The sequence below is a fragment of the Paeniglutamicibacter sulfureus genome (genome assembly GCF_030512175.1).
GTDB classification, from domain to species: domain Bacteria; phylum Actinomycetota; class Actinomycetes; order Actinomycetales; family Micrococcaceae; genus Paeniglutamicibacter; species Paeniglutamicibacter sulfureus.
Map to the genome: position 1 here is coordinate 466,271 of NZ_JAULBL010000002.1, position 11,816 is coordinate 478,086.

General features: G+C 66.7%; 13 protein-coding genes. 11 read left to right on the top strand and 2 right to left on the bottom strand.

The genetic code is table 11. The features are described 5' to 3' along the window. The first annotated feature begins 15 nt into the window (after positions 1-15). The 3 genes from Q2T94_RS08815 (at position 16) to Q2T94_RS08825 (ending at position 3,339) form a co-directional block, all read left to right on the top strand. Complete coding sequence (locus tag Q2T94_RS08815) at positions 16-1,161, top strand: glycerate kinase (RefSeq protein ID WP_302263710.1); 1,146 nt, start codon at positions 16-18, stop codon at positions 1,159-1,161. A gap of 49 nt (positions 1,162-1,210) precedes the next feature. Further along, the gene (allB, locus tag Q2T94_RS08820) at positions 1,211-2,602 is read left to right on the top strand and encodes an allantoinase AllB (RefSeq protein ID WP_302263711.1); all 1,392 of its coding nucleotides are present in this window, start codon (positions 1,211-1,213) and stop codon (positions 2,600-2,602) included. Positions 2,603-2,847: 245 nt separating this feature from the next. Continuing rightward, entirely contained in the window at positions 2,848-3,339 is a 492-nt protein-coding gene (locus Q2T94_RS08825; RefSeq protein ID WP_302263712.1) for a hypothetical protein, read from the top strand. A 12-nt stretch (positions 3,340-3,351) separates the two neighbouring features. On the opposite strand, the gene Q2T94_RS08830 is transcribed toward Q2T94_RS08825, so the two are convergent. Continuing rightward, positions 3,352-4,299, bottom strand: coding sequence for a GlxA family transcriptional regulator (locus Q2T94_RS08830; RefSeq protein WP_302263713.1), 948 nt, complete (start codon positions 4,297-4,299; stop codon positions 3,352-3,354). 105 nt (positions 4,300-4,404) lie between these two features. Between Q2T94_RS08830 and Q2T94_RS08835 the strand changes: the two genes are divergently transcribed. Further along, positions 4,405-5,055, top strand: coding sequence for an isochorismatase family protein (locus tag Q2T94_RS08835; protein WP_302263714.1), 651 nt, complete (start codon positions 4,405-4,407; stop codon positions 5,053-5,055). 94 nt (positions 5,056-5,149) lie between these two features. Then, a complete protein-coding gene (locus Q2T94_RS08840) occupies positions 5,150-6,502 on the top strand; it encodes a flavin monoamine oxidase family protein (RefSeq protein ID WP_302263715.1) in 1,353 nt (450 codons plus the stop codon). A 186-nt stretch (positions 6,503-6,688) separates the two neighbouring features. Here Q2T94_RS08840 and Q2T94_RS08845 read toward each other — a convergent pair whose 3' ends face one another. After that, positions 6,689-6,946 carry a metal-sensitive transcriptional regulator gene (locus tag Q2T94_RS08845; RefSeq protein WP_302263716.1) on the bottom strand — a complete coding sequence of 86 codons (258 nt, stop codon included), beginning with the start codon at positions 6,944-6,946 and terminating at the stop codon, positions 6,689-6,691. A gap of 161 nt (positions 6,947-7,107) precedes the next feature. Here Q2T94_RS08845 and Q2T94_RS20690 point away from each other — a divergent pair, with 161 nt between their 5' ends. From Q2T94_RS20690 to Q2T94_RS08870, 6 genes are all read left to right on the top strand, one after another. Continuing rightward, positions 7,108-7,284 (top strand): DUF8730 family Cys-rich protein, encoded by a 177-nt coding sequence (locus Q2T94_RS20690; RefSeq protein ID WP_495885112.1) that lies wholly within the window; start codon positions 7,108-7,110, stop codon positions 7,282-7,284. A gap of 189 nt (positions 7,285-7,473) precedes the next feature. Further along, positions 7,474-8,871, top strand: coding sequence for an MBL fold metallo-hydrolase (locus Q2T94_RS08850; RefSeq protein WP_302263717.1), 1,398 nt, complete (start codon positions 7,474-7,476; stop codon positions 8,869-8,871). Positions 8,872-8,979: 108 nt separating this feature from the next. Continuing rightward, on the top strand, positions 8,980-9,564 hold the full coding sequence (locus Q2T94_RS08855; RefSeq protein WP_302263718.1) for a rhodanese-like domain-containing protein: 585 nt from the start codon (positions 8,980-8,982) through the stop codon (positions 9,562-9,564). A 108-nt stretch (positions 9,565-9,672) separates the two neighbouring features. Continuing rightward, on the top strand, positions 9,673-9,969 hold the full coding sequence (locus Q2T94_RS08860) for a rhodanese-like domain-containing protein (protein ID WP_302263719.1): 297 nt from the start codon (positions 9,673-9,675) through the stop codon (positions 9,967-9,969). A gap of 69 nt (positions 9,970-10,038) precedes the next feature. Beyond that, on the top strand, positions 10,039-10,932 hold the full coding sequence (locus tag Q2T94_RS08865) for a sulfite exporter TauE/SafE family protein (RefSeq protein WP_302263720.1): 894 nt from the start codon (positions 10,039-10,041) through the stop codon (positions 10,930-10,932). Positions 10,933-11,095: 163 nt separating this feature from the next. Beyond that, a complete protein-coding gene (locus Q2T94_RS08870; protein WP_302263721.1) occupies positions 11,096-11,746 on the top strand; it encodes a class I SAM-dependent methyltransferase in 651 nt (216 codons plus the stop codon). Positions 11,747-11,816 lie beyond the last annotated feature (70 nt).

Below are 11,816 nucleotides of genomic sequence, written 5' to 3' on the forward strand. Positions count from 1 at the left end.
AGGAGGCGGCACACCATGTTGGTAGTAGTGGCACCGGACAAATTCAAGGGATCGCTCACCGGCGCGCAGGTTGCCGCCGCCATCGAGGCGGGGGTGCGCGCGGCAATGCCCGGGGCGCGCACGCTCGCGGTGCCCGTCGCCGACGGCGGAGAGGGAACCCTCGCCGCGGCCGCCCAATGCGGCTTCGAGCTGCACCAGGCGACGGTCGCCGGGCCCACCGGGGAGCCGGTGCGCGCTGCCTTCGGCCTGCGGGAGGAGGTGGCCGTCGTGGAGATGGCCGAGGCCTCCGGCCTGGACCGGCTGCCCGGCGGGAAGGATGCGCTCGGGGCCACCAGCCTCGGCACCGGCGAACTAATCGCCGCGGCGCTGGACGCCGGGGCGACCCAGGTCATCCTCGGCGTGGGCGGGAGCGCCTGCACCGACGGCGGGGCCGGCATGCTTCAGGGACTCGGCGCCAGACTGCTGGACGAGCAGGGCAACGAGCTGCCGCTGGGCGGCGGAACGCTTGGCACCCTTGAGACAGTGGACCTCTCCGGGCTCGATACCCGCATCGCCTCGACCTCTTTCACGCTCGCAGCCGATGTGGAGAACCCGCTCACCGGGCCCAACGGCGCAGCCTTCGTCTTCGCCCCGCAAAAGGGTGCGAACCCTGGCCAGGTGGAGATCCTCGATGCGGCACTTGACCGTTGGGCTCGACTCCTGGGTAACGAGCTAGGCACCGAGAGCACCAACAGACTCGTCTCCTCGCCGGGTGCCGGGGCCGCCGGCGGCGTGGGCTTCGCCGCGATGGCCGTGCTGGGAGCAACCCGGCGCCGCGGCATCGACGTGGTGCTGGAGCTGACCGGACTGGAAGAAGCACTGTCCGGGGCCGTCGCGGTGTTCACCGGCGAGGGCAGCCTCGACACCCAGTCGCTGGAGGGCAAGACGCCGGTGGGCGTGGCCCAGCTGGCCGCCGCCCACGGCATTCCCGTCTACGCAATTTGTGGACGCAACCAACTTTCCGCCGAGCAGGCAACCGACGCGGGTTTCACCGCTGTCAGGTCGCTGCTCGAGCTGGAACCCGATGTTGCCCGTTGCATGAGTGAGGGTGGACCACTTGTGCAACGGGCGGCAACCCTCTTGGCCGAAGAATTCCTGGCCACCCACGCGGCCCCCGCGTAACCCCGCCAACCACCGCATTTTCCAACGCACGAGATCTAAGGACGAGACCATGGGCAACACCGAGCTCACCGAGGCAACGACGCCACGGACGGAAGAAAACACAGGCGCGGACTTCGACCTGGTGATCCGCGGCGAGCGGATCGTCACGGGCGCCGGAACCGTCGCGCGCGAAATCGGCATCCGCGACGGCAAGATCGTGGCCATCGAGCCGCTGGGCAACAACCTCTCCGGCGCGCGGCTCATCGAGCTTTCCGCCGAAGAGGTGCTGATCCCGGGCCTGGTGGACACGCACGTGCACGTCAATGAGCCGGGGCGCACCGAGTGGGAGGGCTTCGAGTCCGCCACCAAGGCCGCCGCCGCGGGCGGGGTGACCACGATCGTGGACATGCCGCTGAACTCGATCCCGCCGACCGTCAACGTCGAGGCCCTCGAGCTCAAGCAGGACGCTGCCCGGGCCAAGGCCTACGTGGACGTCGGATTCTGGGGCGGGGCCATCCCGGGCAACAAGTCCGACCTGCGCGAGCTGCACGACGCGGGGGTCTTCGGTTTCAAGTGCTTCCTGCTCCACTCCGGCGTCGAGGAATTTCCGTACCTCGAACCCGACGAGATGGAAGAGGACATGACCGAGATCGTGTCCTTCGACTCGATGATGCTGGTCCACGCCGAGGATTCGCGCGCCATCGACCGCGCCCCAAACGCCGAGGGCGACCACTACGACCGCTTCCTGGCCTCGCGTCCGCGCGGCGCCGAGAACGTCGCGGTGGCCGAGGTCATCGAGCGCGCCCGCTGGACCGGCGCCCGCGCCCACATCCTGCACCTGTCCTCCTCCGACGCGCTTCCGATGATCGAATCGGCCAAGCGCGACGGCGTGAAGCTGACCGTGGAGACCTGCCCGCACTACCTCACGCTGCTGGCCGAGGAGATCCCGAACGGCGCCACCGCGTTCAAGTGCTGCCCGCCGATCCGCGAGGCCTCCAACCGCGAACTGCTCTGGAAGGGACTCGAGGACGGGATCATCGACTGCATCGTCTCGGACCACTCGCCCTCGACCATCGACCTCAAGGACGTCGAGAACGGCGACTTCGGCGTGGCCTGGGGCGGGGTCGCCTCGCTGCAGCTGGGCCTGGCGCTGATCTGGACCGAGGCCCAGCGTCGCGGCATCAAGCTCGAGACCGTGCTGGACTGGATGTCCAAGCGCCCGGCGGAAATCGCCGGCCTGCAGCACAAGGGTGCGATCGCGCTGGGGAACGACGCCGACTTCGCCTTCTTCGCACCCGAGGACAGTTTCCTGGTCGATGTGAACAAGCTGCACCACAAGAACCCGATCTCCCCGTACCAGGGCAAGGTCCTGGCCGGCAAGGTCCGCCGGACCTTCGTGCGCGGCACCGAGGTCGACTTCACGACCCCGCAGGGCAAGCTGATTCGCCGCGGCGAGGTCTAGGCCGCCGAGCCGACTTAAACTTCCGGGCCGCCCCGGCTTCTCCCGCCACCTTCAACGCGTCTCCTTGGTCAGTGACCGCGCTGAGGGTGCGGGGATCGCCGGAGCGGCCCGGTATTCTTAACTTCGGATCGGCCCGCCAATCGCTTTATCCAAGAGGTTGACTATATGCTGGAGTGGTGCGGGTTTGCACCACGCATCGCACCACGTCGACGTGGGGCCGAACAACTTCGAGCCGGGGGAGCGCCATGGCGGGGACAGACAGGACGCAGGCGTATTCCGCGACCCCGCCGGACCGCGGTCCGGGCAGGGATTCGGCGGCCCCGAGCTGGCAGCGGGTCAATTGCCTGGGGATGGTGGTGACCGCGGTCCTCACCGGCGCGATCCTTTTCGTGCTCGCCGGCAATAGCCACGGCGGCCTGAACGAATTCCGGATGGTCAACACCCTGCTGCTGGTGGCCTTCGGTTTCGTGGTGTTGGCCGCGCTGTTCAGCGCATTGGGCGCGAAGTTCCTCGGGCTCACCTCCCGTTGCACCTGCATGCTCGCCGTGGGGCTGGCCTGGGCGCTCTGCGTCCCGCTCGCCGCCTGGATCAACATGGGCGGGGCGACGGCCGAGGCGTTCGAGGTGGAGTTCGGCGACTGGGGCTGGGCACTGCTTCCGGCGTTGGCCTATGCCCTGGTGATTCTCGCATTGCAGCTGGGCGATCGCCGTCGCGCCACGGGCTCCGCCTCGGCGTAAACGGCCCGCCGCTCAGCGGGCGGTGAAACGGTGGCGGTATGAGGTCGGCGTGGTGGAATAGGCGGAAACGAAGTTCTGGCGGAAGGTCACCGCGCTGCCGAAGCCGCAGGATTCGGCAATGCGGGCAATGCTCCAGTTGGTGGTTTCCAGCAATTGGCGGGCATCGTCGAGCCGCCGGCCCAGCACCCAGCGCGCGGGGGAGAGCCCGGTGACCTCCTTGAACCTGCGGGTGAAGTTCCGCTTGCTCATCGTTGCATGGGCCGCCATGGCGTCCACCTCGAGGTCCTGGTCGAGGTTCGACAGTGCCCACTGAATGGTCCGGCCCAGCGGCCCGTCCAACTCGGGATCCGGCAGCGGGCGGGCGATGTATTGCGCCTGGCCCCCATCGCGGTGCGGAGCGATGACGATCTGGCGCGCCACGGTGGCCGCGGCCGCCGAGCCGAGGCGGGTGCGCACGATGTGCAGGCAGGCATCCAGGGCCGAAGCGGTGCCGGCCGAGGTGAGCACGTCGCCGTGGTCGATGTAGAGGGCTGAATCGTTGAATTCCGCGGCATGCGGCTTGGCCGCGACCTCCCGGGCGGCTCCCCAGTGCGTCACGGCCGTGCGCCCGTCGAGCACGCCGCTGCAGGCGACCGGGTAGGCGCCGAGGCACAGGCCCGCAATGGCGGCACCGCGCCCATGGGCCTCGCGAATCAGCCGAAGCAGTTCCCCGGAGGGATCGGGCAGCTCCGAGAGCCAAGAGGGGAACACCACGAGGTCGGCGTCGGCTGCAGTTTCCGGCCCGGAAATGTCGCCGATCAGGTTGCCCTCGGCGCTGCGCACCGGCTGCCCCGCGTCATTGAATACCGCCGTCGTCCAGTCCGGGGCGAGACCCAACCGCGCAACTTCGCCGAAAACCAGCAGGGGCGTGGCGAGGTGGAACATGGTCATGCCATCGAAGGCGTGGATGGCGATCTTCATGTTGGCCCATTTCCATCGAAGATGTGCATATACGCCACTCACTGTACCCGAGCGGGCCCTGCCATGCTGGAATCACCAACCAAACACAACGAATGGGAGCCCACCATGGCTGAATTGCGCCGCGCACTGGTCATTGTCGACGTGCAGAACGACTACTTCGCCGAAGAAGGGCCACTCGCCATCCAGTACCCCAACCGCAACGATTCCCTGGCGAACATCACCCGAGCCATCGACCTGGCCAATGCGCAGGGCATGCCCGTCGTCGCCGTGCAGCACCAGTACCCGGCATGGGCGCCAGTGTTCGCCGAGGGCTCCAAGGGCTGGAAGCTGCACCCGGAGATTGAGGCCCGTCGCAAGGATTCCTGGAAGTCCCTGGTCAAGAGCTACGCCAGCGTCTTCGCCGGCACCGACTTCGAGGCCTGGCTGCGAGAGAACCAGATCGACACCATCACCTTGGTCGGCTACATGACCAACAACTGCGACCTGGCCACCGCCGCGGCCGCAGAACCGCTGGGCTTCGGCGTGGAGATCCTCTCCGACGCCAGCGGAGCGGTTCACCTGGCCAACGAGGCGGGCCAGGTCGATGCGCAGCAGCTGCACGAAGCACTGATGGTGCTGTTGCACTCCAACTTCGCCACCGTCGCCACCGCCGACGCCTGGGTGACGTCCGTCGAGGGCGGCGCCGAGCTGCCCAAGGGCGACCTCGGCTCCTCCGCTGTCCAGGGACGCGCCGCGTTCGCACCGGTCGCCGGCTAGATCCGCTGACTTTGTCCCGGGGCCAGCGCCCCGGGACAAAGTCGTTTAACGCGCCGGTGTTGTGGCCAAGGCAATGACCTAGTGGAGGTTTTGGATGTTTGATGTGGACGTAGTTGTCGTGGGTGCGGGCCTGGCCGGTCTCAGCGCTGCCCGGAAGTTGGTGGCGGAAGGCCGGTCCGTGGCAGTGCTGGAGGCCCGCGACCGGGTGGCGGGGCGCAATATGGGCGGCTTCCTGAGCAATGGGGAGCCGGTGGAGCTGGGCGGCCAATGGGTCGGCCCGACGCAGGATGCGGTGCTGGGGCTGATCGAGGAACTGGGGCTGGAGACCTTCACCAGTTTTGACGAAGGCGAGTCGCTGACCGCGTATGACGGGAAGGTGGTGCGCTACGCGGACAAGTCCTATGGCCTTCCGCCAGAAACGGCCGCGGAGGTGAACCGGCTCTGGGAGGAGCTGGAGGCGATGGCCTCCACGGTGGTCTTGGGCGAGCCGTGGGAAACGGCCGGAGCCGGGGACTTGGATCGGCAGACCCTGGACTCGTGGGTGGTTGAGAACACCTCCGACGCGCTGGCCCATCGCTTCTTCCGGCTGCTGGTGCCCTCGCTGTTCTCGGCCGAGTCGCCGGAGCTTTCGCTTCTGCACTTCCTGTTCTACGTCAAGTCGGGAACCAGCCTGGAATCCCTGATGACCACCACGGGCGGTGCGCAGGAGTCGAGGATCGTGGGCGGAACGCACCTGATCTCCGAGCGGATGGCCGAGGCGCTGGGGGAGTCGGTGCGGCTCAACGCCGTGGTGCGGACCATCCGCCAAGACGAGTCCGGGGTCGTGGTCGAGTACGAGGGAGGCAGTCTCACGACCGGGCACGTCATCGTCGCCATCCCGCAGACGCTGGCCGGGCGCCTGCGCTACGATCCGCCGCTGCCTGCGTTGCGCGACGGACTTACCCAGCAGATGCCGGCCGGGGCCGTGATCAAGTTCCAGGTTGGCTACGACACGCCGTTTTGGCGCGAGGAGGGGCTTAGCGGCACGGTGTGGAGTTTCGATGACCCCTTCAACGTCGTGCTGGACAACAGTCCGCGCGACGGGTCCTGCGGAGTGCTGGTCGGCTTCCTGGAGGGCCACCATGCCCGCACCGCTAGCCCACTGGGCGAGGCGGAGCGCCGTGCGCTGGTCGTCGCCGACCTGGTGAAGTACTTCGGGCCGAAGGCGGCGAAGCCCTTCGACATCGTGGAGCAGGACTGGACGGCGGAGGAATTCACTCGTGGCTGCTACGGGGGGCGGCTGGGTGCCGGCGCCTGGACGCAGTACGGTAAGGCCCTGGCGGCTCCCGTCGGACGCATCCACTGGGCGGGCGCGGAGACCTCGTCCGTCTGGAACGGCTACATGGACGGGGCCGTGCGTTCCGGTCTTCGGGCAGCAGACGAAATCCTTCTCGCCATGCCGAACTGAGACCACCAGTGGCGGCTAAACGTCGGCATCGGCAGGACCTTCAGCCGAATCCGAGCGGCCAGTCGTCTCGGAAACAGTCACCGAGGGTTCCCGGGTTTAAGGAACTACGATACGGATCGCGTGAATTATTTTGCCTATGGAATTTGAAGGCATTGAAGTAATTCTGCGGCGTTGGCTGGTTGGGAACTATGCCAGTGAGAGGAAGAGCTTTTCCATGTCAGCGCGGTCGGCCGCAGGGTCCTCGCTTTTCAGGCACTGCTCGAGGCCAGTGGCGATAATGGAGAACCCGGCACGGTCGATGGCCTTGGAGGCGGCGGAAAGCTGGGTAACAACCGCGCGGCAGTCACTGCCTTCCTCCAGCATGCGTATCACCGCGTTCAGCTGGCCCTGGGCTCGTTTGAGCCTGTTGATGGCCGGTTTCATGGTGTCCGCTTCAAGTTCCATGGTGGGTCCCTCCCGGGTGTTGGTTTCATCAATTCTATACCCCCGGGGGTTTTCCGGTGATTCGGGACAGTGACTTTAAATACCCCTGGGGGTATGTGTCATACTCGAATGCAGAGGGGGCGAATGGGCCCTCGATAAACCGAGACGCGAGGAGCCGCCACATGTGCCGTGCGACCAAATGCCGCAAGTGCCAGAAAACCACCTGGGCCGGATGCGGGCAGCATATCAAGCAGGTCATGGCCCACGTGCCACGCAGCGAACGCTGCACCTGCGATCCAAGTGCCTCGAGGGAATCCCGCAAGGGCGGTGGGTTTTTCGCGCGCCTCTTTGGCCGCTAAGCCCAACCATCCCAGGCCCGGCGGTCGGCATCATTCACCATGGTGCCGACCGCCGCTTTTCTGCGCAGAGGGCATCTGGGGGTCTGGCCTATGGATCGGTTGACGGATACCCCCGGGGGTATTATTGTTTGTGATGGCGAGATACCCCAGGGGGTATTATTTTTGACTCACGCAACCAAAGGAGAGACCATGCTTCTCGAACGCATCTATGACGAGGACCTCGCGCAAGCCAGCTATCTCATCGGCTGCCAGGCAATGGGCGAAGCTGTCGTGATCGACGCACGCCGCGACATTCAGGTGTACCAGGACCTTGCCGCGAAGAACGGCATGAAGATCACGGCCGTCACGGAAACCCACATCCATGCCGACTACCTGTCCGGTACCCGTGAACTGGCGGCCGCCACCGGCGCGGCGATCTACGTTTCCGGTGAGGGGGGCGATGACTGGCAGTACGGATTCGACGCCAACCGTCTCTTCGACCAATCCACCATCATCCTGGGAAATATCACCCTCCGAGCGCTGCACACCCCGGGCCACACCCCCGAGCACCTCTCCTTCCTGATCACCGATGGCGCCTTCAGCGACGAACCGGGCTTCCTGCTCACGGGAGATTTCGTGTTCTCGGGTGACCTGGGCCGTCCCGATCTGCTCGACGAGGCAGTCGGCGGCACCGACACCCGCTTCGCCGGGGCGCACGACCTGTTTGTCTCGCTCAAGGAGAAGTTCCTGACCCTGCCCGACTATGTGCAGATTTACCCGGGCCACGGTGCAGGCAGTGCCTGCGGCAAGGCGCTGGGCGCCATTCCGTCCTCCACCGTCGGATATGAACGAAACTTCTCCTGGTGGGGCCCTTACCTCGCGGCAAACGATGAGACCGGATTCATTGAGACCCTGCTCGACGGGCAGCCCGACGCCCACGCCTACTTTGGCCGGATGAAGCGACAAAACCGACAGGGACCGGCCATCATGAGCGAACGCGCACCGCTGGTCGAGATGTCCGGCTCTGATGTCGTTGAGGCCCTAGCGGCCGACGAAATCGGCATAGTCGACACCCGCCACCACAGCGAGGTCCACAAGGGCACCGTGGTGGGGGCGCTGAACATCCCGGCAGGGAACAAGGCAGCCAGCTACGGCGGTTGGGCCATGGACCCGGAAACCGACCAGCGCCCGCTGGTGTTGTTGGCAGCCGGCAGCGAAACGGCCACCGAAATGTGGGACCACCTCGTCCGCGTGGGCATCGACAACGTCGCCGGCTACGTGACCTCGTTCGAGGGTCTTCCGACCTACACCCCCGAGACGTTGGCCCCCGCCCAATTGGCGCGGTTCGACGCGGCGATGGTGCTCGACGTGCGCAACAAGTCCGAGCACTCCGCCGGGCACATCCCGGGCTCCGAACAGCTCAACGCCGGCCGCGTGCTGTGGCACACTGACCAGCTGCCGTCCGACGGCGTGATCGTGAGCTACTGCCAGTCCGGCGTCCGCAATTCCGTGGCAGCCTCCGCCCTGCGCCGCGCCGGACACGAGGTCGTCGAGCTCGAGGGCAGTTACGCCGGATGGAACGCCTGGAAGCAATCGCAGGACGCCTAGGCGCCCCACCCACCCCTACCACCCGATCAGCATAAAGCGGTCCCGCATCATCCCTTCCGGACGCGGGACCGGCCGGGCACCCTGCCCGGCGGAAAGGGCCCCAAAGCCATGAACACGACTCCCCAGACCACCAGCCCCGTAGAGCTCAACGAGTGGATTGCCTCCGGCGACCATGTCGTGGTTCTCGACGTGCGTTCCGCTGCCGAATTCGAAAGCCTGCATATCAAGGGCTCCTACAACGTCCCCCTCCCGCTGCTGGCCGAGCACACCGCGGAGCTTGCCGCGAGAATCGACACCAAGGTGGTACTTGTCTGCCAGTCGGGCGTGCGCGCCACCGAGGCCCGCTCAAAGCTCGCCGGAGTCGGCTTCAACGATGCCCATGTCCTCGTGGGGGGCGTGCCGGGATACCAGCAGGCCGGCGGAGAAACCGTCCAGGGTTCCAAGCGCTGGGCCTTGGAACGCCAGGTGCGAATGGCCGCCGGTTCCCTGGTTGTCGCCGGGTTGGCCGGGGGCAAGTTCCTCTCCCCGCAACTGCGCACCGTTGCCGGTGTCATCGGTGCGGGCCTGACCTTCTCGGCTGCCACCAATACCTGCGCCATGGGCAAGGCCCTGTCCAAGATGCCGTGGAACAAGACCGGCAACGAGCCAACCCGTGAATCGGTCATCGCCCAGCTGCCCGGCAGGAACTCCTAACACCACCCCGGCCGGCTCCGTCGGCCTTTCCCCAGCCCTTTCCTGCCCCGGGACTGACACCCCGGGGCAGGAAAGGCACTCACTCCTCAACGCGCCAAAGGAACAACCATGCCCGATATCACCGTCGTCGACGCCGACCGGCGCCGCAGTGAGGACCAGATCCTCGACGTCCGCGAAGACTTCGAAGTTGCCGAGGGCATGATCCCCGGCGCCATCCACATCTCCATGGGGGAGCTGGGCAACAGGCTGGAGGAGATCGACCGGTTGCGTCCCGTCATCGTGGTGTGTCGCAGTGGCAACCGCAGCACCCGCGTCGCCGACGCACTCACGGGCGCCGGATTCACCGCCGACAACATGGACGGTGGCATGAACGCCTGGCAGCGTGCCGGCTTGCCCGTCACCTAGCGAAAACTCCCCGACGGCCACCACCCGCCGCGCGCAGAGCTGCCCCCCGACCCCGCAAGGACTTTCTCCATGACCCTTACCCTCGCTCTAACCCTCTTGCTGTCGGTGCTGATCGGACTCTCGCTCGGATTGCTCGGCGGGGGCGGATCCATCCTCACGGTCCCGATCCTCACCTATGTCGCCGGCATGAACCCCAAGGAAGCCATCGCCGCCTCGCTCTTTGTGGTCGGCGCGACCTCCGCGGTCAGCGCCGTGGACCACGCCCGCAAGAAACGCGTGAAATGGCGCACCGGGCTGGTCTTCGGGGCCGCCGGCATGGCGGGGGCCTTCGGAGGCGGCCTGCTCGGCGGCCACATCCCTGGAACCATCCTCATGGTCGCCTTCGCGCTGATGATGGTCGCCACCTCCTTGGCCATGATCCGCGGCAGCAAGGTCCCCTCGCCCGTGGCCCACGACGGCGAGCTCCCGGTGCCCAAAGTCATCCTCGAGGGCCTGGTCGTGGGGTTGGTCACCGGCCTGGTCGGCGCCGGTGGCGGCTTCCTCGTCGTGCCCGCGCTCGCCCTGCTCGGCGGACTGTCCATGCCGGTGGCCGTCGGCACCTCGCTGATCGTCATCGCCATGAAGTCCTTCGCCGGACTCGGCGGATACCTCACCACGGTCTCCTTGGATTGGGCGCTGGTCGGCGGGGTCACCACGGCCGCGATCCTCGGGTCATTCATTGGTGCCCGGCTCGCCGGACGCATCCCCGAATCCTCGTTGCGCAAGGGCTTTGGCTTCTTCGTGCTTGGTATGGGCATCTTCGTGCTCTTTCAGGAACTGCCGGCACCGGCGAACCTCATCCTCGTCGTCACCGACGCCGCCCTCGCCGTGGCTGCGGCCCTCTGCTGGTTCGCCGTCCCCGCGTGCCCGCTGCGTCGACGGATTGCATCCCCTGCAAAGCCCGAATGCGCCGAAACACGATGAGTCCAAGGTAGCGCGACCGCCGTCGATCTCGGCAAGGGCCGGCGGAGCAATGCGCGTAGGTTCGAACAACGTTTGCCCGGGGATATCATGGCGCCATGGGACCGCCGGCATCCCCGTGGTGGGCAGCAAGCACGATGTGCACCACTGATGAAGGAGCTGGCTGATGACTGGAACAACTGGTCCGCTTGACGCGACGGCGTGGGACCGCAGGTATGCCGACCCGGCCGGAGTGTGGGGCGCCGCACCGAATGTCTGGGTGGTGCAGGAACTTGGCGCGCTGGCGCCGGGCAGGGCGATGGACCTGGCCGCGGGAGAGGGACGCCACGCGTTGTGGCTGGCCGACCGGGGCTGGAAGGTGAAGGCCGTTGATTTCTCTTCCACAGGCCTGGAGGTGGGACGCAACGTGGCGACGGCACAGGCTCTGGGCGAGAACATCGAGTGGATCATGCAGGACGCAACCGCCATCACACCGGAGCCCGGAAGCGCGGACCTGGTGCTCGTTGCCTATCTGCAGCTGCCGGCAACGCAGCTCCAGGCAGCGGTGACCGTCGCGGCCGGGGCTCTGGCCCCGGGTGGCCGTTTCCTGTTTGTCAGCCACGATGCCTCCAACCTCGAGCATGGGACTGGAGGTCCGCAGGATCCCGCAGTGCTGCAGACCCCGGCCCAGGTGGCCGGCTGGCTGCGCGCTGCGGGCATGTCCATCTTGTCCGCTGAAACCAGAACCAGGGCCGTGGCCGGCAAACTTCGACCGGCCCTGGACTGCGTCGTCGTTGCCCAGGCTTCACCGGGCGACAATGAACGAAACCGTGCGTAGCGTCAATAGTTGACGCACCGCACCGCAGGGCCTCTTTTTGCGTGTGGCACGCCCCCGATAGGGTGGGGCT